Below are 21,559 nucleotides of genomic sequence, written 5' to 3'. Positions count from 1 at the left end.
CAGGTTCGCCAGATAACAAACACGCCAGCTACAAGAAACAGGCGGCAACGGGGGTTTCAAATGAGTGCGGTCGCAGATACCCACGCCCAGGACCACCACCATGGTCCCGCCAAGGGCATTACCCGGTGGCTGTTAACCACCAACCATAAAGACATCGGGTCCATGTACCTGATCTTCAGTTTCGCCATGTTCCTGCTCGGGGGCAGTATGGCGATGGTGATCCGGGCGGAGCTTTTCCAGCCCGGCCTGCAGATCGTGGAGCCGGAATTTTTCAACCAGATGACCACCATGCACGGACTTATCATGGTGTTTGGTGCGGTTATGCCGGCCTTTGTGGGGTTGGCGAACTGGATGTTGCCACTGATGGTGGGTGCGCCTGACATGGCCCTGCCCCGGATGAACAACTGGAGTTTCTGGTTGCTGCCGGCCGCCTTCCTGATGCTGGTGTCCACCCTGTTCATGCAGGGCGGGGCTCCCAACTTCGGCTGGACCTTCTACGCACCGCTCTCGACGACCTACGGGCCGCCGAGTACCACCTTCTTTATCTTTGCCATCCATATCATGGGTGTGTCGTCCATCATGGGCGCCATCAACGTGATCGCCACCATTCTCAATATGCGGGCGCCGGGCATGACCCTGATGAAGATGCCCCTGTTCGTCTGGACCTGGCTGATCACCGCCTTCCTGCTGATTGCTGTCATGCCGGTACTGGCGGGTGTGGTCACCATGATGCTGATGGACATCAACTTTGGTACCTCCTTCTTCGACGCCGCCGGTGGTGGTGACCCGGTCCTGTTCCAGCACGTGTTCTGGTTCTTCGGTCACCCCGAGGTGTACATCATGATCCTGCCGGCCTTTGGTGTGGTGTCCCACATCATCCCGGCGTTTGCCCGCAAGAAGCTGTTCGGATATGCCTCCATGGTATACGCAGTGGGTGCCATCGCCCTGCTTTCCTTCCTGGTATGGGCACACCACATGTTCACCGTGGGTATTCCCATCTTCGGGCAACTGTTCTTCATGTACGCCACCATGCTGATCGCGGTACCCACAGGGGTGAAGGTGTTCAACTGGGTCGCCACCATGTTCCGTGGCTCCATGACGTTTGAGGCACCCATGCTGTTCTCGGTGGCCTTCGTCATCCTGTTCACCATTGGTGGTTTCTCTGGTCTGATGCTGGCCATCGCGCCGGCGGACTTCCAGTACCACGATACCTACTTTGTCGTGGCTCACTTCCACTACGTACTGGTGCCGGGCGCTATCTTCGGCATCTTTGCCGCTGCCTACTACTGGCTGCCCAAGTGGACCGGAACCATGTACGACGAAACCCTGGCCAAGACCCATTTCTGGCTTTCATTTATCGGCATGAACCTCGCGTTCTTCCCCATGCACTTCCTGGGCCTGGCCGGCATGCCACGCCGTATCCCGGATTACGCCCTGCAATTTGCGGACTTCAACATGATCTCCAGTATCGGGGCGTTCATGTTCGGTGTTACCCAGCTGTTGTTCCTGTTTATTGTGGTGAAATGCGCCCGCGGCCATGGCGAGAAAGCGGCCGCCAAACCCTGGGAGGGGGCCGAAGGCCTGGAGTGGACGGTGCCGTCACCCGCGCCTTACCACACCTTTGCGACACCGCCGGAAGTCAAGTGAATGATCAGCCCCGGTGCCACCTATGGTCGGTGCCGGGGCCGACCGGGACAGCGAGTGAACTGACAACAATAAACGAGAACGGACAGGCCAGCGGAGTGGCCTCTGGAGACGAGCATGGCGAACAACCAGACGTACTACGTACCTGAACAGAGCAAGTGGCCTATCGTGGCCACGATCGGGATGTTCCTCACCCTCTACGGCGTGGCATCCGTGATGGTAAACGGGTCCCAGGGGGAATCCACTGATGGGTCCTGGTTTATTTTCCTTATCGGCGCGCTGGTCATGGCATACATGCTGTTTGGCTGGTTCGGATCGGTGATCCGTGAAAGCCGGGCGGGGCTCTACAGCCCCCAGATGGACCGGTCTTTCCGCTGGGGCATGAGCTGGTTCATCTTTTCAGAGGTGATGTTCTTTGCCGCTTTCTTTGGCGCGCTCTTCTATGCCCGCGTCTTTGTGGTGCCCTGGCTGGGCGGCGCAGGCGACAAGGGCTCCAGCGCCATGCTCTGGGAAGGCTTCCAGGCAACCTGGCCTTTGATCAATAACCCCGACCCGGAGGCTTACCCGGCGCCGGAAGGTGTTATCGGTGCCTGGGGCCTGCCGCTGGTGAACACCATCCTGCTGGTCACGTCATCGTTTACGGTCACTGTGGCCCACCATGCGCTCAAGGAAGACAATCGCAAAAAGGTAAAAATCTGGCTTGGCGCCACCATTGTGCTGGCACTGGTCTTCCTGGGCCTGCAGGCCGAGGAGTACGTCCACGCCTACCAGGACCTGAACCTGACCCTGCAGTCCGGTATTTACGGTAGCACCTTCTTCATGCTCACCGGGTTTCATGGTGCCCACGTGATCCTGGGTACGATCATTCTGATCGTGATGTTCCTTCGCATCCAGAAAGGGCATTTTACCGGCGACAATCACTTCGGGTTCGAGGCGGCCAGCTGGTATTGGCACTTCGTTGATGTGGTCTGGCTGGGACTGTTTGTCTTCGTCTATGTAATCTGATGTACCCGGCTCCGGGCGGTGGGCCCGGAGCCCCTTCCGGGCCACCCAGGCGCCCAGTGGCAATTCAGTGATAGGGCGTGGGGTTCAGATCCAGCCCGCCCTGCCAGAGTGCGAGCAGGATAACGGCTAGCAGCAGTACGCTGAGTGCCACCCTGACCGCCAGCGAATTCACCACCCGCCGTCGGCCTCCGTCGTCCCTGATCAGAAAGAACAAACCGCTGAACAGACTGACGATTACGGCCAGCATCAGTACCACGATCAGGATTTTGAGAAGCATGAGCCTCGTCCCCGCTTTGGAAGGTCTTTATTATTGTCTGTATGAAGGCAATGAACCTGTGACTATAACAGAGCATGTCCGAACATGAATCCCGCCGTCGGGTGTGGGCACCCGACTGGCGGCTGTTGCTCTTTGCCGGCGCCTTTCTGCCGGTTCTGCTTGGCCTCGGCTTGTGGCAGTTGGACCGCGCCGGTGAAAAAAAACAGCTCCTTGCGCAGTGGCAGGACCCGGCGGGTGCTGTTGACTGGAGCGCGCTGACAGAGACTGACCCGCTGACTGGGCAGCCTGTCACGGTCAGTGGCCGGTATCGGTCCACTACATGGCTGCTGGATAACCGCACTCGCGATGGTGTTCCCGGCTATGAGGTACTGACCCTGTTTCAGCCTGCGAAAGGGCCTCCGGTGGTCGTCAACAGGGGCTGGATAGCCGCCGAGCGAAAACGGTCAGAGTTACCGGAGGTGAGCACCCCGGAAGAAGAAGTCTTGTTACTGGGACGTATCGCAGCCTATCCGGAGCCACCGGTGCTGGCCGGCGAGCCCGCGGCAGAGTCGCCCTCGGGCAATGGGGTGCAACGGGTACAGGCGCTGCCGAAAGCGCTTGCAGCGGTTATCGAGCCGTCTATAGCAAATAACATCCTGAAACTGGATGACAGTAATCAACCGGGTGCCTTCCGGGCGGACTGGGAACCGGATATGATGGGACCTCAGACTCACTATGGTTATGCCCTGCAATGGTTTTCCCTGGCAGCGGCGCTCATCATACTGACAATAATAGCGAGCTATCGTAAGCAGGAGTCCTGAATGACTGACACCACTGCCGAGCTACAGGAAGCCGAGCCGACTCCGGAACAGGTCCGTCGTGGTCGCCGCACCGCATTGCTTCTGTTTGCCATTGGTTTCGGCCCCATGATCTTCGCCACCGTCATGTATTACACCGGCTGGCTCCACCCGGAAACACGCAGTAATCACGGCGAGCTGATCCAGCCGGCCGTTCCAGTGGCCGAACTGAATCTGCTGGACGCTGACGGCACCCCTCTTGAAAACCGGTTCGGGCCCCAGCTGCAGGAGCCAAAATGGCTACTGATCGTGACTGCGCAGACCTGTGGTGAGGACTGTGAACAACTGCTCTACCTTGCCCGCCAGGTGAATATCGCCCTCGGCAAACATGCCAATCGGGTTGGACGCGCTGCCTGGCTTGGCGAGGTTCCCCCGGCGCTCCAGCAGCGCTGGCACTCTGAATACCGTTCAATGGAACGGTTGCAGGTAGCGCCAGGGGCCCGGCCTTCATGGCCGCCCCGGTCTGACCCTGCCGATGCCCCTGGTATCCTGGTGGTAGACCCGTTCGGTAACGTCATGATGCATTACAACAGCGGGCATACCGGTAAGGAGATGCTTGAAGACCTCAAGCATCTGATGAAACTGTCCCAGATAGGCTAGCCGCCTGGCCGGGCACTGTCCCCCGGGCCAACCAGACAAGGTAACGGATCGTGCAAGAACAACAACAAGACACCCGGACACCGCAAAGCAGGGCCCGCCGCGTGATGGCACGCTGGGCGCTGATTGCCACTCTTTTTACCATCGTCGTGGTCATGCTGGGCGCGTGGACCCGGCTGGTGGATGCGGGGCTGGGTTGCCCTGACTGGCCCGGCTGTTATGGGTTTCTGACGGTACCCCAGAGTGAGTCCAGTATCGCTGTTGCCAACGCCCGCTTTCCTGAATCCCCCGTGGACGTGTCCAAGGGCTGGCCCGAAATGATCCATCGCTATGCGGCCGGTACCCTGGGGCTTATCGTGTTTGGCATTGCGGCCTTTGCGGTCAGGCATCGCCGTGAAGGGGTGCCGGTAAAACTGCCCCTCTTTATTGCCGGCTTCATCGTGTTGCAGGCCCTGTTCGGCATGTGGACGGTGACCCTTCAGTTGTGGCCAAAGGTGGTCGCCCTGCACCTGCTGGGAGGGTTTACCACGTTGAGTCTGCTTACCCTGCTGACATTGCGCCTGCGGGGCCGCCGTAAATCCCTTCCTGCAGACCGTGCCAGTGTGGTAGCCCGACTGAGACCCTTGATCTATGGTGGCCTGGCGCTGGTTATCCTGCAGATTGCCCTCGGGGCATGGACTGCCGCGAACTATGCGGCCGTGGCCTGTACCGACCTGCCCACCTGTCAGGGCCAGTGGTGGCCAGAGAATATGGACTTCCGCCATGGCTTTGACCTGCTGCAAACTATTGGCCCCAACTACCTCGGCGGCCAGCTTACCGCTGACGGACGGATTGCCATCCACGTAACCCACCGCCTCGGTGCCGTGATTGTGCTGGCCTACTTTGTATTGCTTTTGCTTGCCCTCTGGCGCCATACCCGGAACACACCGGCACAGTCCATGGTGCTCTTGACCGCCGGGGCGCTTGTCATGCAGATTGGCCTCGGCATTGCCAATGTCGTTTTTCATATTCCGCTGTCGGTGGCCGTGGCCCATAACGCCATGGGCGCCGGGCTGTTACTGACCGTGATCCACATGCTATGGCAGGTTCACGGATATGCACGCCAGCCGGTCGCAGAACCGGTGCAAACAACAACAAATCGCGAGGTACCCGCATGACTGACCAGGCCAAGGCCCTTACGGCCCGCCCGACCACAACCCGGTCGGTTTCCTGGCGTGACTTCCTGGAGCTGACCAAGCCCCGTGTGGTTGCGCTGATGATCCTGACGGCGGTGATCGGCATGTTGCTTGCCGCGCCCGGGGTGCCGGGGTGGGATGTGCTTGTCTTTGGTAACCTGGGTATTGCCCTGCTGGCCGGAGCGGCGGCCGTGGTGAACCACGTGGTGGACCAGAAGATCGATACCGTCATGGCCCGTACACGCCGCCGGCCAGTGGCCACCGGCCGGGTCAGCCAGCTGGACGCGTTGCTGTTCGCCACGGTGTTGGCGCTGGCAGGCATGATGATCCTGATGTGGCAGGTCAATGCCCTGACCGCCTGGCTCACGCTGGCCTCGCTGGTGGGCTATGCCGGCGTCTATACCCTCTTCCTCAAGCGGGCCACGCCCCAGAACATCGCCATTGGCGGCCTTGCTGGCGCTATGCCGCCTTTGCTGGGCTGGACTGCTGTGACCAACCAGGTCGAAGGCCATGCGCTGCTGCTGGTGCTGATTATCTTCGCCTGGACACCGCCCCATTTCTGGGCCCTGGCCATCCACCGCAAGGAGGAGTACGCCAAGGCAGGTATTCCGATGCTTCCGGTGACCCATGGCAACCGGTATACCGAGCTGCATATACTGCTTTACACCTTCATGCTGCTGGCAGTGACCCTGCTACCTTTTGCCACAGGCATGTCGGGCTGGATCTATCTGGCAGGTGCTACCGCACTTGGGTTACGCTTCCTCCAGTACTCGGTACGTCTGCTCAGGGGCGACGACCGGCGTGTCGCGCTGGCAACCTTCAAATACTCCATAACCTATCTGATGGCCCTGTTCGTGGTGTTGCTGGTCGACCACTTTTTCTATTTCTGATGTTCCTGCGGCCCTTTCAGGGGCCGCTCGTGACCACTGACAGGAGATTTCATGACTCGCTCGGTCCGGCGCACGCTGGTGCTGCTTCTGCTTGTTGTTGCCGCTATTTTCTCACTCGTCATCTATCAGCAGATGAGCATGCAGGCCCGGGAGCCGGAGCCTGCGCCTGACCTCAGTGCCATGAATACCTTTGTCTACGAAGAGCCCCGGGAGCTGACAGAGTTCACCCTGACCAGTGAACAAGGTGAGGAAATGACCCGCCAGGACCTGCGTGGCCGCTGGACCTTCGTGTTTGTAGGCTATACCCATTGCCCGGATATCTGCCCTGCCACCATGGCCACCCTGCGTCAGGCTGACAGCCGCATGCCGGCAGAACTGCCCCAGCCGGACTACCTGCTGGTAAGCGCAGACCCGGAACGGGATACACCCGAGCAGTTGCGGGATTACCTCGGCTTTTTCGGTGACGATTTTCATGGCCTGACCGGCGATATTGATGTGCTGCGGGCGCTGGCAAAAAGCGTAGGTGCTGTTTTTGTTCACCGGGATGATGGCAATGGCAACAACCTGGTCGACCACAGCGGCCACCTGGCGCTGATCAACCCGGATGGTCGCATGGCAGCCGTTATCCAGCCGCCCCACGATCCCGATAAACTGGTAAAGGCCTACCGGCAAATCTACGAGTGGACCCGACAGAACCAGGCGCGGTCTGGCTGAGGGTCCTGTAACAAGAACGCCCGGACGGGCGCACCATACCTGAGGAAAACCATGCTATACGTACGTGCCATTCTGAACGTCAAACCCGATCAGCGCGAAACCCTGATTGAAGCGGCCAAGCCCTGCATCGAAGCCACCCTGAAAGAGCCCGGCTGTGTCGAGTACGAGCTGCATACCAGCCTGTCCGATCCCAATCGCCTGGTATTCCTCGAACTATGGGAATCCGCAGAACACCTGGGGCCCCATGGCAAGAGTGATCACATGAAGGCCTTTGGCAAGGTCGCCGCCGGCTGCCTGGCAGGACCTCCCCGGATCGAGTACATTACCCCGGCCAAGGTTGACGTTAAGTAACCGCACCTGTACCGGAATTATCCCCTGGAGTAACAATGACAGATCATCGGCCAGCCTCGGACGCCAGGCAGCTCATGTCGGTCGTGCTGGCCGGTGCCACTATCCTGCTGGTGGTCCACGCCCTGGGCCGCTTTATCTATACGCCCCTGCTGCCTTACCTTGTCGGCGATGGCCAGCTGACCGCCAGCGAAGGCGCGTCCGTCGCCACCTGGAACTACCTGGGCTATCTCATCGGTGCCCTGCTGGCGGTTCGATGGTACCGCCCTGACCAGATCCGCATCTCCCTGCCTGTCGCCATGGGTGTTCACGTGCTCACGACGCTCGCCCAGACCCAGGTGGAGCCTGTGGCCGCGCTGTCCGGCCTGCGGTTGATCAATGGAATTGTCAATGGCGTGGTGTTTGTGCAGGCGCCGGCACTGATCCTGGAATGGCTGGTGCGACGTAACCGTACCGGTGCCAGTGGCCTGGTGTATGTGGGCGTGGGTGTGGGCTTGTTGGTGTCCAGCTTCCTGGTCTCCGGCACTGCAGACATGCTCTCTGGCCCGGCCCGCTGGTGGCCGGCTGCGCTGTTGTCCATTCCGCTGGCGCTGTGGGCCACCTGGCGACTGGTCGGGCTGAATGTGCCGGCCCGTATCCAGCGGGATGATGGTTCCTATGCGGATAAAGGGCCCTTGCTGGACCGGGCCAGCATCCCCCTGTTCCTTTCCTACGCTGGCGCCGGCCTGGGCTATATCCTGCCCATGACCTTCCTGCCCCTGCTGACCAAGACCCAGTTGCCCGATGGTCACTGGCTGGTGGACGGGTCCTGGTTACTGGTGGCTGTGGTGACCATACCCACGCCCATTATCTGGAGTTTCCTGGGGTCCCGCTTCGGTGACTTACCGGCCCTGCGACTCAACTACCTGATCCAGTTCCTGGGTGCCCTGGCGGTGGTGGTCTGGCCCGGACCGCTGGGTATTGTGCTTTGTGCACTGCTGGTGGGAAGTACATTTGTAGGCACCGTGCTGCTTACCCAGCGCATTGGCCGTGCCCTGCACCCTCATCAGGGGCCGAGACTCTCAGCTGCGATGGTCGCATTGTACAGCGTGACCCAGATGGCTGGCCCCTGGCTGACCCGCCAGTGGCTGGATGCTGGTGGCACCCTGGTGGGCGCCTTTACCCTGGGGGCGGTAGCGCTGGGATGGGGGCTCCTGCTGGCGCTGTTTGTGCCCCGGCCGGAGGACTGGCATGCCCGTTGACGTGGACGCTGGCTCGCACCTGCCAGGTTGAACGCCATGCTACCCATCGAACAGGCCCTGCCCGAACTGATCCGCGAGCTGGACCAGCACACCACGGTGCTGCTGCAGGCACCCCCGGGGGCCGGCAAGACCACGCGGGTTCCCTTGGCCCTGAAAGACGCCTCCTGGCGGGATGGCCGCAAGATCCTGATGCTGGAGCCGCGTCGCCTTGCGGCCCGCTCTGCTGCCGGTTACATGGCCCGGCAGCTGGCCGAGAAGCCCGGGCAGACCGTCGGCTATCGCACCCGCCTGGACACGCGAATCGGCGCTGACACCATTATTGAGGTAGTGACCGAAGGTATCCTCACCCGGCTGATCCAGGGCGATCCGTTGCTGGAGGACTACGCCGCGATCCTGTTCGATGAGTTCCATGAGCGTTCCCTCCAGGCAGACCTTGGCCTTGCCCTGGTACGGGAAACCCAGCAGGTGTTGCGGCCGGATCTGCGAGTACTGGTCATGTCCGCCACCCTGGACACAGGAACGCTGGCCAGTATGCTGGGGGATGCCCCGGTGGTATCGAGCGAGGGCTGGGCCTTCCCGGTTGAGGTGTATTATCGTCCCCCCAGGACGCTGGCAGGGCGCCCGCCCCGCTTGCTGGACCACGTGGTCACGGTGATCCGGGAGGCCCTGGCCGAACAACCCGGTTCGATCCTGGTCTTTCTCCCGGGCGCCGGTGAAATCCGCAAGGTGGAACAGTTGCTCAGGCCTCACCTGCCAGCCGACACACGGCTCGCGCCCCTATACGGTAATCTGAAAGGAGATGCCCAGGACCAGGCCATCGAGCCGGCTCCGGAGGGCCAGCGCAAGGTGGTGCTGGCCACTGCCATTGCCGAAACCAGCCTGACCATTGAGGGTGTTCGGGTAGTGGTCGACGCTGGCCAGGCCCGTCGGGCTGTCTTCGACCCCAACAGCGGCATGACCCGCCTGGTGACGGGGCGGGTTTCCCGCGCTGCGGCAGAGCAACGCCGGGGCCGCGCCGGACGTATCGAGCCTGGTGTGTGCCTCCGCTTGTGGAGTGAGACGGAACAGCACAGCCTGGCGGATTACACGCCGCCGGAAATCCTCGAAGCCGACCTGGCACCGCTGGCCCTGGAACTGGCCCAGTGGGGCGCCCGGGCCCCCGACGACCTGGAGTGGCTGGACCTGCCCCCGAAAGCCCATTGGGCGCAGGCAGTAGACCTGTTGCAGTGGCTGGACCTGTTGAACGGAGATGGCGGCATTACCGACCATGGTCGCCAGGCCCGGCAGCTTGGCATCCATCCGCGGCTGGCCCATATGGTCTTGAAGGGCCGGGAGCTGGGGTACCCGAGAACCGCTGCCCGCCTCGCTGCGTTGTTTGAAGAGCGCGATTTACTGGGTCGCGGCGCCGGGGCAGATCTTGTGTACCGGCTACAGGCGCTGGCCGGCTATTATCGTGCACCGGGGCTGGACAGCAACCGGCTGGATGTCATTCGACGAGCGGCGGAACGCCTGTTGCCACACAGGAAGGCGGAAGACGAGGACAACGCCATGCCGGCCGGCCGTCTGTTGGCGTTCGCTTACCCGGACCGGATTGGCCGACGGCGGACCGGTGATGCCAACCGTTACCAGCTGAGCAATGGTCGGGGGGCACGCCTGGCTGACGATGATGCCCTGGGCAGCCAGCAGTGGATTGTCGCCGCGGACCTGGACGGACAGGCCCGGGAGGCCCAGGTCTTCCTGGCCGCCGCTACTGATCGCACCACCCTGGAAGCCGACCTTGCGGCCCATATACTAACGACTGAAGAAGCCTTATGGGATGACAGGCGGGGCACGGTTGTTGCCCGTCGGGTAACCCGCCTGGGCGCACTGGTGCTGGCAGAGCAGTCCTTGCCGGATCCGGGGCCGGAGCAGATTCAGCAAGGGCTGCTCAATGCCGTGCGCCAGAAGGGCATCGGAAGTCTGCCCTGGAACGAGGCTGCCAGGCAATGGCAGGCCCGGGTTCAGCAAATGCGACGGCTGGAGCCAGAGCAATGGCCCGATGTTTCCGATGAGGGCCTGTTGGTTCTGTTGGATCAATGGCTGGCGCCGTTTCTTGCCGGTGTGCGCAACTGGAAAGGTTTGCAGCAGCTTCCGATCGTCAATGCCCTGCAGTCCCTGTTATCCTGGGATCAGCAACAGCGCCTGTCCAGGGTGTTGCCCACCACCCTGGCGATCCCCACCGGCCAGCACCTGCGACTGGATTACACCGCCGAGAACGGCCCGGTCCTGGCGGCAAAACTGCAAGCCCTGTTCGGCTGGAGGGAAACCCCCAGGCTCGCCGATGGCCGCATCCCGGTCGTTATTCACCTGCTGTCGCCGGCCCAGCGACCCCTTGCCGTCACAGCCGACCTGAAGAACTTCTGGACGCAGGTATACCCGGAAGTCCGCAAGGAAATGCGTGGCCGTTACCCCAAACATCCCTGGCCTGAAGATCCCCTGACGGCGGAGGCGAAGATGGGGACCAAAAAGTCGGGCAGGTAGCCGCGTCGGCCTTAGTAAATTCCGCGTGTTCTGCTACGTTGGTTGTCTGCATAACAGAACAAGGAGACGTTCAGATGAAAACCATGGGCCTGATCGGCGGTATGAGCTGGGAGTCCACCCAAACCTATTACCGGCTTATCAACCAGGCAGTCCGGGAACAGCTCGGAGGGCTGCATTCCGCACAGCTTGTGCTCTACAGTGTCGACTTTGCGGAAATTGAGGCGCTCCAGCATCAGGGTGACTGGGAAGCCACCGCCGCTATCCTCTCCGGGGCTGCCCGGTCCCTGCGCTCGGCTGGCGCTGACTTCCTCGTGCTTTGTACCAATACCATGCACAAGGTAGCGCCCAGGATTGAGCAGGCCTCGGAACTGCCCTTGCTGCACATCGCGGATGCGACCGCAGACGTTCTGCAGGGTGACGGCGTAACCCGGGTCGGCTTGCTGGGAACCGGGTTTACCATGGAACAGGCTTTCTACCGTGAACGACTGGAGGCCCGGGGGATCGAGGTGCTGGTTCCGGATAAGGCCCAGCGGGAACTGGTTCACCGGGTCATCTACGAGGAGCTGTGCCTGGGTGATATCCGGCCCGCCTCGAAGCAGGCCTACCTGGAGGTAGTATCCTCCCTGACTGACCGGGGCGCCCAGGGCGTCATCCTCGGCTGCACCGAGATCGGGCTGCTGATCCAGGCACCCGATACCCCGGTCAGGCTCTACGATACCACCGCCATTCATGCCGACCAGGCAGTGGCTTACGCCCTGGACCAGGGGACGGGTTCCGGAACATCAGGGGCGTCCTGACAAGGATTACGCCACCCGGCAGGCCTTTAGCTGGTCGTTCAGGGCGGCCATGACCCGGGAACGGGTGAGTACGCCGAGTACGCGGTCGTTCTTGTCCACCACCGGATACACCTTGGGCTTTTGCTCGGAGAACAGGTTGGCGAGGGCCAGTTCTGACATTTCCGGGGTAACCGATACCGGGTTGCGGGACATGATATCGCTGATCCGGACCCAGTTGTCGCAGTGATAGCTGCTGCTGGCCAGCGAGCGGATGCAGTCCTGCTCGGACAGGAACCCCACCAGGCGGTTGTTATCGTCCACGACCGGCAGGCCGGTATGACCACTGGAGAGGATCTGGTCCACGGCACGGCTCAGGTAATCCCGTTCGTGGAGGGCGGGAGTCCACTTGGACATCAGGTCTTTTACGGTGCGCATGGGTACCTCCTGGGAATCAGTTGATGCGTCTGACTCTCAGTATCCTCAAGGCGCTGTCCAATGCCCAATGGGGCTTTCCAATGCTTTTGATTCGTTAAAGCTATGAGTAGATGAAATTCGATAGCTTTTTGGAATTTTATGCCCGCAGTATCAGCAGTAACCCGGTGACCAGTAACACGCTGTATACCGCTTGCCGAAACCGCTCTTCATTGAGTCGGTGATGGAGGAATTCCCCCACCAACACCCCGACGACCAGTAACGGCAGGTACCACACCAGGCGACCGGAACTGGCTAACAGGCTGCCGTCGAACAGATAGAGCGCGCTGAGTGTCAGGTTCAGGGTGAACCAGACCGTCAGCAGGGTGGCCCGGGTGCGCCCCTTGTCCAGCCGTATGCCGGCCAGGGCATAGACCAGCAAGGGGCCGCCGGAGGCAAACAGGCCGTGGGTGATACCGGCGCCGAAGGTGATGATGCGGCTGGTCATGAGTCCATGGGGTTCGGCTACATGGCCGCCGAACAGACGCCACAGCTCCTTGCCGGCAAACCACACTACCAATACGCCAAATAACGCCTTGAGGATACTGGCTCCCAGCCAGGGGGTGAGCACATAGCCGGTCAGGGTGCCGGCCACCATCAATGGCAGGATCAGTGTGGCCAGCAGTCGCCAGTGGATGTGCTGGCGGTGCTTCCAGGTGAGGTAGCCACTCATGAACACGTTCAGCGGCACCAGCACCGGCAGCATCTCCGGGATAGGCAGCATTATGGCCCCCAGGGACAGGGCGATCACTATGGAGCCAAAACCGGTGATGGCTTCAATGGTGTAGGCCAGCAGGATGGCCAGGCCGAGCCAGAGCCAGGGGTCGATCATGTTGCCGGGTTCCCGCTGGAGGTGTCAGTCAGCGGAGCTGAGCTGTCGGCAATGTCAGCGGCGAATCTGCGGCGCACGGCCCTGAGGTACAGTGCTGGTGCAATTCGCCACAGCAGGCTGCCAAAGCGGGAGACAGGCTCGGGCAGGAGCCAGCGTTTGCGCCTGGCCAGGGCGCCATCGATCATCCGGGCCATCTCATCGGCGCTGCCCATCCCACCGATGGTGGAGCGGGCGTGGGTAGCCTTGCGGCCATCGGCTCCCAGGGCGTTCTGCTCGATGGGCGTGTCCAGGAAACTGGGGTAGACCATCAGCAGGTGTATACCCCGGGGTTCCAGTTCCAGTCGCAGCACCTCGAAGAACTGGGTCAGGGCACCCTTGGCGGCGCAGTAGCCAGCCCGGCCCGGTACCGGCATCCAGCCGGCCATGGAACCGATGCACACGATCTGTCCCTTACTGCGTTCCAGCAGTGGCAGTGCCAGCTGGGTCAGCTCCACCGGCCCCTGCCAGTCGACAGCCATCACCTTGCGGAATACGCCCGGGTGGGTGCTCGCGGCCGGGGAACGGTGGGTAATGCCAGCGTTGTTCACGAGCAGGTCCAGGCGTCCGTACACGTCTTCGGTTTCCCGTACCAGTCGCTCCAGGTCCGGTGTGTGGGTGACGTCCACGGTGACAATATGCACCCGGGTGTCGTCGCCCAGTTCATCCCGCCGGCGCAGCAGTGCTTCGGCGTCGATATCCGCCAGTACCAGGCAGTGCCCGGCCTTGTACCAGCGTTGCGCCATGGCCCAGCCCAGGCCACTGGCGGCGCCGGTGATCAGGGTAACGGTCACAGATCCCCCTTCTTTCTCGCCTGTTCGATGAAGTATTCGAAGGTCTCCGCCGAGGTTTTCTGCAGCCGATAACCGAATTCTTCCTTCAACCGGCGATTGCTCAGCACCGGGCGGTAGCGAAGGAAGTTGATCTGTTCCGGCCCCACCGGCTTGCCCAGCCACTTGGCGACCTTCAGGCCCGCTTTCACCACGCTGGCCGGGAGGGTTAGCAGGGGCTTGTCCAGCGTGCGGGCAATCTCCTGGATGGTAAGGGCGCCATCGCCGGCCATGTTGTAGCGGCCGGTTTTGTCCTCACGGATGCCCTGCTCCATGGCGCCGATCACGTCCTGGTCCCAAATGAACACGAACGGTGAGTCACTGCCGCGAATGGCCAGCAGGCGGGGAGCGAGGAAAAGGCTGGTGATCTGGTTGCGGGTTTCGGCCCCCAGTACCGTACCGGGCCGGAAGATCAGCTGTTGCAGCTCCGGGTGCTCGTTCCGGTATTTCTCCAGCAGCTCCTCCACCTGGCGTTTATGGTCCGAATAGGCAAACTCCGGGTTGCCTCGTAGCGGGTCATCCTCGTCGATCCAGGCCGGGTTGTCCGGGTGGTAGCCGTAGGCGGCGCCGGAACTGGTGACGGTGATGTGCTTTACCTTCGCTGCGACACAGGCTTCCAGGACGTTGCGGATGCCATTGACGTCGATGTCGTAGTCTCGCTGCCGGTCCGGGGAAGCCTGGAGTATGGATGCCAGGTGTATTACATGGGTGATGCGGTATTCCGCCAGGGTGAGCACCAGGTTATTGTCGCGCACGTCCAGCACTTCCAGGGGAAACGTGAGGCCGTCCCGCTTGTTGATGTCGGTGCCGAAGACGAAATAGTCCTTCGCCAGCCGGTTGCCCAGCTGGTGACCAATGTAGCCGGCGGCGCCGGTGATGAGAATGCGTTTTTCCTGGGTCATGGGGGTCAGATTGCTTGTTCTGTTGGATGGGGAATGGGCCGGCGGGCCCAGATCTGCGACAGGGTCAGCCCGGAAACCAGGTGCCAGACGCCCCAGAAGGCGGTAATCAGCATCATGCCGCCGGCATCCGGGAAAAAGGTAAACAGGATGACCAGTCCCAGACCGGAGTTCTGGATACCGACTTCCATGGTGACTGCCCGCTGGTCCGGGACCGACAGCTTCATCAGCCGGGCCATGGCGTAGCCCAGCCCCAGGGCCAGCAGGTTATGCCCCACCACCAACCAGAAGAAGGTGTGGAATCGGGCCAGGAACAGTTCGACGTTGTTCAGGAAAGCGATGGCCACAAAGGCCAGGAAGATCAACAGCGAGATAAGGCGCAGGGGCTTTTCACTGCGTACCGCCAGTTTGGGAAAGCGCCCACCAGTGACCATGCCCAGTATCAGTGGCAGGGCCAGTACCAGCAATACCAGCAGCAGGATATTGCCGGGTTCGATGGCGATTTCCTGCAGGTAGGCCCGGGTATGGGGGTTGAGCCAGCCATACAGGGCAAAGTTGAATGGCGTCATCACCGTCGCCGCCAGGCTGGAGACCGCGGTCATGCTCACCGATACCGCCACACTGCCCTTGCCCAGCCAGGTCATGATGTTGGAGAAGCTGCCGCCGGGGCAGGAGGCCACCAGGATCATGCCCAGGGCCAGCTCCGGGTCGATGCGGAAAACCCAGGTAAACAGGCAGGTGCCCAGTGGCAGCAGCAGGAACTGGGCGATCAGCCCGGCCACCGGTGCGCGGGGGATAGTCAGTACCCGCTGGAAGTCCGCGGGTCTGAGGTTGAGCGACACCCCGAACATCATCAACGCGAGGATAACGTTCAGGGTGATCAGGCTGGCGGGGTCGAACTGCACCGTCATGGCCGCTTACCCCTTGCTGCCGGGTTCAAGGTCCGCAATATGGCTGGCCAGGCTGTCCAGGTAGGCGTCCTTGTTTACATAGTAGGCCATGCGGGCCAGCTTGATGTAGTTATAGCCGCCGTCCAGCCGTTCACCGGCATGGGTTTTCTTTTTCTGGCGCAGGGCACCGGCCGCTGCCGACCCTTTCTGCTGTTCACGGATGAACAGGGCAGCCAGCCGCGCCTGCTGGTTACGGCCTTCCCAGCCCAGGCCGGTGGCCTCGATCATGCCCATCAGGAACAGGTTGTCGTAGTCCGGGTGCATCATGTTCAGGTACAGCCGGGGGGCGTCCTCGTTATCTGGCCAGTTGAGGTGTTTGCGGTCGATGAACGGGTAGTCCAGCAGATAGCCGGTGGCCATCAGGATCAGGTCATAGTCCCCGGACTCGCCGTCGCTGAAGTGCACCGTGTGCCCCTCGATGCGGTCAATGGAGCGGCGCGGGTGGATATCGCCATGGCCAAGGTGGTGAAGTACCAGCGAGTTGATCACCGGGTGGGACTCGTACATGCGGTAATCCGGGTCCGGCAGGCCGTAATCGGAAGGCTTGCCCATCACCATGCGAATCAGCAGGGCATCCATACGCTGCTTGATGGGCCGGGGCAGTTTCAGCTTGCCGCCGATGGTATCGATGGGCCTGCCCTTGAGAAACTTGGGCAGGAAGTAATAGCCCCGGCGCAGGCTCATATCGACGGAGCGGGCATGGTGCACCGCATCCACGGCAATGTCCGCCCCTGAGTTACCACAGCCCACCACCAGCACCCGCTTGTCCCGGAAGACTTCGGGATTACGATACTCAGCGGAATGCATCACGGTGCCGGCAAAGTCACCGGGCAGCTCGGGCATGTTGGGGGTATGCAGGGTGCCGTTGGCAATCATCACTCCGGCAAAGGCCCGGGTCTGTTGCTGGCCATCACGCTCGGTGGTGATCTGCCACTCGTCGCCGTCGGGCTCGACACGGACCACCCGGGTGTTGAACTCGTAATGCTCCCGCAGGCCGAAATGGTCCACGAAGTCCCGGAAGTAGGTTTTCAGCTCATGGTGGCTGGGATACTGGGCCACCGAATCCTTCATGGGAAACTCGGTGAACTCGGTCATTCGCCTGGAGGAAATCAGGTGGGCGGTGTCGTACATGGTGCTGTGGGGGTTGTCGATGTCCCACAGACCGCCCACATCGCTGTGGAGTTCGAATCCGGTAAAGGGGATACCCTGTTTCTGAAGGTTGCGGGCACAGGCCAGGCCCATGGGGCCGGCGCCGATCACTGCGTACATGATGGTTTTCCTGATTTTGTTGTTATGATCCCGTATCTTACGATTTGATGCGCCGGTTTTCCTGACCGGACGGGACACAAACCACGACAATTCGGGCCATGATCGGAAGCACACCCAGTGTAACTCACCTCTACGCCCAGGCGATCCTGCAGGCGGCCCATCGCCGTGGACTTACCCTGCCGGACTCTATTACCTGTGAGGTGGTGCCAGGTCAACGGGTGCCGCTGGCGGTGCAGGATCAGCTGTGGGAGGAATACTGCCGCCAGGCCAATGATCCGCTGGCGGGCCTCGATATTGGTCTGGGTTTGCAGGTTGGGCATCTGGACAGCGCCGGCATGCTATTGGTCAGCTGCGATACCTTGCGGGATGGCCTGGAGGCACTGGTGGAGTATGCGCCGGTGGTGGGCGATGGCGGTGAGTTTTCGCTGTCGGAGGAAGGAGATCACCTGTTGTTGTGTTATCACCCGGAGTTCCGGGTGCGGGTGGCCGAACGGGTTGAAGCCGTTATGGCGTCGCTGGTGCGGTTGGCCGAACGGGTTGAAGCCGTTATGGCGTCGCTGGTGCGGTTGGCCGGTTGGGCAACGGGGGAGGCCTTTTTGCCTGAAACCCTCCTGTTTGCCCATGAGCCGGAGGTCGGTGAGTCAGTCTATCGTGAGCGATTGGGTATGGCGGTGGCGTTCGGCGCTGGTCGTAACTGTCTGCAGTTCCATCGGGACCAGGGGCAGTTGCCGCTGATCCAGGCCAACAGCGCCCTGCGGGACCATTTGCGGCAGCTGGCGGATTATACGCTGGAGGCGCTTGGTCATCAGAGTCTGAGTGGTCAGGTGAGTCAGCTGGTCCGGCAGCATCCCGGCTGGGGCAAGGAGCGGGTTGCGTCGGACCTACATATGAGCGGGCGGCACTTGACCCGGTTGCTCGCCGAGGAGGGGCTTTCCTTCAAGGTGTTGCGCGAGCGGGAATTGCATCGGCTGGCGGTTGGATTGCTTCGGTCGGGGGGCTCGGTGACTTCGGTTTCCGAACAACTTGGTTTTTCTGAGGAGGCGGCTTTTTCGCGGGCTTTTCGGCGGTGGGAGGGGGTTAGTCCTTCCCGGTTTCGTTCTTCTTTGCTCGATTAGTGCTGGATTATTGTAGCCTGCTTGGTTGGGTGCCTGCACGCAGGTGCTGGAAGGTCTTTTTGCCGCCGCAATTCACGGCCCATCCCTGGGCCGGCCTTGCTTCGGGCCATCCATGGCCCTGCTCTAAAAAGACCTTCCAGCACCTCCGTGTTATCGACGTAAGAGATATTTCTGATATCGAGCCAAGGCGCTGACTGTTTTTTCTGGCGGACTACCGAGTAAATCGTCGGCGGTGGGGTGAGGGGGTATTTTCGTAGCAGCGCCAGGGATGGCGCGGAGCAAGGCCGGTCCAGGGATGGACCGTGAATTGCGGCGAAGAAAATACCCCCTCACCCTGCCGCCAGACTCCGAGCCAATCCGGCTACCTACGCTGGCCACTGGCCTGAGAATTACTTCACCAATTGCCGGGACTTCTCCAGATAGGCAGCGCCTTGCTCAGATACCGTGTCACCGTCGGCACTCTCGGAAGCCAGGTGCACTTCCTCCAGGGTCACCGCCAGGTTATCCAGCTCCTCACTCATTTTGGCAATGGCTTTCTCCAGGGTATAGGTCAGCTGGTGAACCTCATTCATGGCCTCCGGCGTCAGCTCGCCGTCCAGAACCGCTTCCAGCTTGTCATTGTACTCAGAGAAGTTGGCGACAGCTTCCGGCAATGTATTGGAGTCCTTGCCTTCGAAGTGTTCAACGTCAGTGGCAACAGCCAGGCCAGAGAAAGCCAGGGCGGCGGTCAGGGTGGTGCATTGGATCAGGGTTTTCATGGAATTCATCTCCGTTTATTAAGTGATAAGCATTATCATCCGCATCATAGTCCTATTAAATGACGCAGATCAAGCTTCGGTAAATAATTCTTGCCAGTTCCCGGGTTGCGCATAAAATGCACACTTTCCATTCGAGTGCCCTGGTCCCATGCACCTGGTTTCCTTTGATATTTTCCGAACCCTCGGCTTCCCAGATACCACTGTGCTCAAGCCAGCACAGTTCCTGAACCATAAACCGCTGTTGCAGGATGCGGACTGGGTATTGTTTCCGGAGTATTGGCAGTTGAACGCGCTGGTCTACGGCCTGGGCTGCCGGGTTTTCCCCAGTGAGGCGAGCTACCGCATTGGCCATGACAAGGTGGAGATGACCCGGGCGTTCCAGACGGTGGCGCCCGAGCACACCCCCTGGACCCTTATCGAGGCCAACGGCCCGGAAGAACGTGACCAGATCTGGAACACCATGCCGCTGCCATTTGTCGCCAAGCTACCAAAGGCTTCCATGGGTGAAGGCGTGTGGCTGATTGAATCCCGCAAGGACTGGCTTTCCTACTGCGAGAAGACGCCGGTGCTGTATGTGCAGGAATACCTGCCGATCGACCGGGATGTGCGGGTAGTGGTTGTCGGTGACCAGGTGGTGACTGCCTATTGGCGGACCCAGGCGGAGCAGGGGTTCTATAACAATGTGGCCCGCGGCGGGGGCATTGATAATGCGCCGGTGCCGGCGGTTGTTACGGACCTGGCGTTACGAATGGCCCAGAGGCTGGGTGTGGACCATGTGGGTTTTGATATTGCCCTGGTTGAGGGCTATCCCTACGTGCTCGAATTCAACAGGTTATTCGGCAATCAGGGGCTTGGGCAGGGTTCGGAGCTGAAAGACGCCATTCTGGGTTACCTGCGTAGCAAGAGTGCGCCGGAAGACCCGGATGGACCAGCGCCTTTGTGGCCGGTTGCGGTGTGAATTAACACCTTTGGTTATGGGTACTTCTGCTCATATCCGGGTATCTGAAAAAGCTCGATGATCGCGCAAATTACGGGGTGGCAGCCAGACTGTCACCCTTTTTTATTGCGCGTATACCCTGTGGAGGGAAACACCACCCATGACCGACCTCGCCAACGCCAACATCGCCGATTACTACGACGCCGAGACCTTCAAACGCATCAAGGATTTTGCAAACACGAAGGAAACGCCATTCGTGGTCATCGACACCGCCACAATCAACCGTCAGTACGATGAGCTGGTGGAAGGTTTTCCCTATGCCAGGGTCTACTACGCAGTGAAGGCGAACCCGGCTCCGCAGATTCTGACCATGTTGCGGGACAAGGGTGCCAATTTCGATATTGCATCGGTGTACGAGCTGGAAAAGGTGATGGCACTGGGGGTGACCGGTGACCGGATCAGCTATGGCAATACCATCAAGAAAGCGAAGGACGTGCGCACCTTTTACGAGAAGGGTGTCCGCATGTTTGCCACTGACTCCGAGGCAGACCTGCGTAATATTGCCAAGGCGGCGCCCGGATCGAAGGTCTATGTGCGCATTCTGACCGAAGGCACCCTGACTGCAGACTGGCCCCTGTCCCGCAAGTTCGGCTGCCAGGCGGATATGGCCATGGATCTGCTGATCCTGGCCCGCGACCTGGGCCTGGTACCTTACGGTGTATCTTTCCACGTGGGTTCCCAGCAGCGGGAAATCGGTGCCTGGGATGCGGCCCTTGGCAAGGTAAAGGTCATCTTCGAGCGCCTGAAGGAAGAAGACGGCATCGAGCTGAAGATGATCAACATGGGCGGGGGCTTTCCGGCCAACTACATCACCCGCACCAACGAATTGCGTGTATATGCCGAGGAAATCGCCCGCTTCCTGCAGGAGGATTTCGGCGATGACCTGCCGGAGATCATCATTGAGCCGGGGCGCTCACTGATTTCCAATGCCGGTGTGCTGGTAAGCGAGGTGGTGCTGATTTCCCGTAAATCCCGTACCGCGCTGCACCGATGGGTGTTCACCGATGTGGGCAAGTTCAGCGGGCTGATCGAAACCCTGGACGAGTCCATCAAGTTCCCTATCTGGACCGAGAAAACCGGTGAAGGCGAGGACTGTGTGATCGCGGGGCCGACCTGTGACAGTGCTGACATCATGTATGAGCACCACAAGTACCCGCTGCCGCTGAACCTGGCTATCGGTGACCGGATGTACTGGCTGTCCACCGGTGCCTATACTACGACTTACAGTGCGGTGGAATTTAACGGCTTTCCTCCGTTGAAAGACTACTACATCTGAGGTCACTCTCGGTGTAAGCCGCAGGGCGGGGGCAGGTTTCTTACGGAAACAAAAAACTCGCTTCGCTCAGACAATTGTTCCCTACAGAAACCTGCCCCCACCC

General features: G+C 60.8%; 22 protein-coding genes. 14 read left to right on the top strand and 8 right to left on the bottom strand.

What is annotated here, in order from left to right; genetic code table 11:
• The first annotated feature begins 60 nt into the window (after positions 1 to 60).
• Complete coding sequence (gene ctaD / locus BM036_RS08940) at positions 61 to 1,647, top strand: cytochrome c oxidase subunit I (protein WP_091850658.1); 1,587 nt, start codon at positions 61 to 63, stop codon at positions 1,645 to 1,647.
• Between the two features lie 114 nt (positions 1,648 to 1,761).
• Complete coding sequence (locus BM036_RS08935) at positions 1,762 to 2,649, top strand: cytochrome c oxidase subunit 3 (RefSeq protein WP_091850656.1); 888 nt, start codon at positions 1,762 to 1,764, stop codon at positions 2,647 to 2,649.
• 64 nt (positions 2,650 to 2,713) lie between these two features.
• Here the strand turns inward: BM036_RS08935 and BM036_RS08930 are convergent, their stop codons facing one another.
• Entirely contained in the window at positions 2,714 to 2,926 is a 213-nt protein-coding gene (locus tag BM036_RS08930) for a twin transmembrane helix small protein (RefSeq protein ID WP_091850654.1), read from the bottom strand.
• A gap of 74 nt (positions 2,927 to 3,000) precedes the next feature.
• Between BM036_RS08930 and BM036_RS08925 the strand changes: the two genes are divergently transcribed.
• From BM036_RS08925 to BM036_RS08885, 9 genes are all read left to right on the top strand, one after another.
• Positions 3,001 to 3,726 (top strand): SURF1 family protein, encoded by a 726-nt coding sequence (locus BM036_RS08925; RefSeq protein ID WP_091850652.1) that lies wholly within the window; start codon positions 3,001 to 3,003, stop codon positions 3,724 to 3,726.
• Complete coding sequence (locus BM036_RS08920; protein ID WP_091850650.1) at positions 3,727 to 4,362, top strand: hypothetical protein; 636 nt, start codon at positions 3,727 to 3,729, stop codon at positions 4,360 to 4,362. It begins immediately after the preceding gene.
• 104 nt (positions 4,363 to 4,466) lie between these two features.
• The gene (locus BM036_RS08915) at positions 4,467 to 5,516 is read left to right on the top strand and encodes a COX15/CtaA family protein (RefSeq protein WP_091850648.1); all 1,050 of its coding nucleotides are present in this window, start codon (positions 4,467 to 4,469) and stop codon (positions 5,514 to 5,516) included.
• A complete protein-coding gene (gene cyoE / locus BM036_RS08910; RefSeq protein WP_091850646.1) occupies positions 5,513 to 6,424 on the top strand; it encodes a heme o synthase in 912 nt (303 codons plus the stop codon). The genes BM036_RS08915 and cyoE overlap by 4 nt, the downstream gene beginning before the upstream one ends.
• 51 nt (positions 6,425 to 6,475) lie before the next feature.
• Positions 6,476 to 7,138 carry an SCO family protein gene (locus tag BM036_RS08905; protein ID WP_091850644.1) on the top strand — a complete coding sequence of 221 codons (663 nt, stop codon included), beginning with the start codon at positions 6,476 to 6,478 and terminating at the stop codon, positions 7,136 to 7,138.
• Positions 7,139 to 7,189: 51 nt separating this feature from the next.
• A complete protein-coding gene (locus tag BM036_RS08900) occupies positions 7,190 to 7,489 on the top strand; it encodes a putative quinol monooxygenase (RefSeq protein ID WP_091850642.1) in 300 nt (99 codons plus the stop codon).
• Positions 7,490 to 7,524: 35 nt separating this feature from the next.
• Positions 7,525 to 8,727 (top strand): YbfB/YjiJ family MFS transporter, encoded by a 1,203-nt coding sequence (locus BM036_RS08895; RefSeq protein WP_091850640.1) that lies wholly within the window; start codon positions 7,525 to 7,527, stop codon positions 8,725 to 8,727.
• 36 nt (positions 8,728 to 8,763) lie between these two features.
• Positions 8,764 to 11,247, top strand: coding sequence for an ATP-dependent helicase HrpB (gene hrpB, locus BM036_RS08890; protein WP_091850638.1), 2,484 nt, complete (start codon positions 8,764 to 8,766; stop codon positions 11,245 to 11,247).
• A gap of 74 nt (positions 11,248 to 11,321) precedes the next feature.
• On the top strand, positions 11,322 to 12,044 hold the full coding sequence (locus BM036_RS08885) for an aspartate/glutamate racemase family protein (protein ID WP_091850637.1): 723 nt from the start codon (positions 11,322 to 11,324) through the stop codon (positions 12,042 to 12,044).
• A 6-nt stretch (positions 12,045 to 12,050) separates the two neighbouring features.
• On the opposite strand, the gene BM036_RS08880 is transcribed toward BM036_RS08885, so the two are convergent.
• From BM036_RS08880 to BM036_RS08855, 6 genes are all read right to left on the bottom strand, one after another.
• The gene (locus tag BM036_RS08880; RefSeq protein WP_091850635.1) at positions 12,051 to 12,458 is read right to left on the bottom strand and encodes a CBS domain-containing protein; all 408 of its coding nucleotides are present in this window, start codon (positions 12,456 to 12,458) and stop codon (positions 12,051 to 12,053) included.
• 136 nt (positions 12,459 to 12,594) lie between these two features.
• Positions 12,595 to 13,326: a sulfite exporter TauE/SafE family protein gene (locus BM036_RS08875; protein ID WP_091850633.1), complete on the bottom strand. Its 732-nt coding sequence runs from the start codon at positions 13,324 to 13,326 to the stop codon at positions 12,595 to 12,597.
• Positions 13,323 to 14,156 (bottom strand): SDR family oxidoreductase, encoded by an 834-nt coding sequence (locus tag BM036_RS08870; RefSeq protein WP_091850631.1) that lies wholly within the window; start codon positions 14,154 to 14,156, stop codon positions 13,323 to 13,325. Before BM036_RS08870 ends, BM036_RS08875 begins: the two co-directional genes overlap by 4 nt.
• Positions 14,153 to 15,094, bottom strand: coding sequence for an SDR family oxidoreductase (locus BM036_RS08865; protein ID WP_091850629.1), 942 nt, complete (start codon positions 15,092 to 15,094; stop codon positions 14,153 to 14,155). The genes BM036_RS08870 and BM036_RS08865 overlap by 4 nt, the downstream gene beginning before the upstream one ends.
• Before the next feature lie 5 nt (positions 15,095 to 15,099).
• A complete protein-coding gene (locus tag BM036_RS08860; protein ID WP_091850627.1) occupies positions 15,100 to 16,002 on the bottom strand; it encodes a bile acid:sodium symporter family protein in 903 nt (300 codons plus the stop codon).
• Positions 16,003 to 16,008: 6 nt separating this feature from the next.
• The gene (locus BM036_RS08855) at positions 16,009 to 17,310 is read right to left on the bottom strand and encodes a flavin-containing monooxygenase (protein WP_091850625.1); all 1,302 of its coding nucleotides are present in this window, start codon (positions 17,308 to 17,310) and stop codon (positions 16,009 to 16,011) included.
• A gap of 98 nt (positions 17,311 to 17,408) precedes the next feature.
• Here BM036_RS08855 and BM036_RS08850 point away from each other — a divergent pair, with 98 nt between their 5' ends.
• Positions 17,409 to 18,425: an AraC family transcriptional regulator gene (locus BM036_RS08850; RefSeq protein WP_091850623.1), complete on the top strand. Its 1,017-nt coding sequence runs from the start codon at positions 17,409 to 17,411 to the stop codon at positions 18,423 to 18,425.
• Positions 18,426 to 18,814: 389 nt separating this feature from the next.
• On the opposite strand, the gene BM036_RS08845 is transcribed toward BM036_RS08850, so the two are convergent.
• The gene (locus tag BM036_RS08845; RefSeq protein WP_091850621.1) at positions 18,815 to 19,183 is read right to left on the bottom strand and encodes a DUF6746 family protein; all 369 of its coding nucleotides are present in this window, start codon (positions 19,181 to 19,183) and stop codon (positions 18,815 to 18,817) included.
• Positions 19,184 to 19,331: 148 nt separating this feature from the next.
• Here BM036_RS08845 and BM036_RS08840 point away from each other — a divergent pair, with 148 nt between their 5' ends.
• Positions 19,332 to 20,141, top strand: coding sequence for an ATP-grasp domain-containing protein (locus tag BM036_RS08840; protein ID WP_091850620.1), 810 nt, complete (start codon positions 19,332 to 19,334; stop codon positions 20,139 to 20,141).
• A gap of 139 nt (positions 20,142 to 20,280) precedes the next feature.
• Positions 20,281 to 21,456, top strand: a complete 1,176-nt coding sequence (locus BM036_RS08835) for a type III PLP-dependent enzyme (RefSeq protein ID WP_091850617.1) — start codon at positions 20,281 to 20,283, stop codon at positions 21,454 to 21,456.
• Positions 21,457 to 21,559: the final 103 nt, after the last annotated feature.

Origin of the sequence: Marinobacter segnicrescens (assembly GCF_900111555.1) — a bacterium.
Classification (GTDB): domain Bacteria; phylum Pseudomonadota; class Gammaproteobacteria; order Pseudomonadales; family Oleiphilaceae; genus Marinobacter; species Marinobacter segnicrescens.
This window is presented reverse-complemented; position numbering and strand designations above follow the sequence as displayed.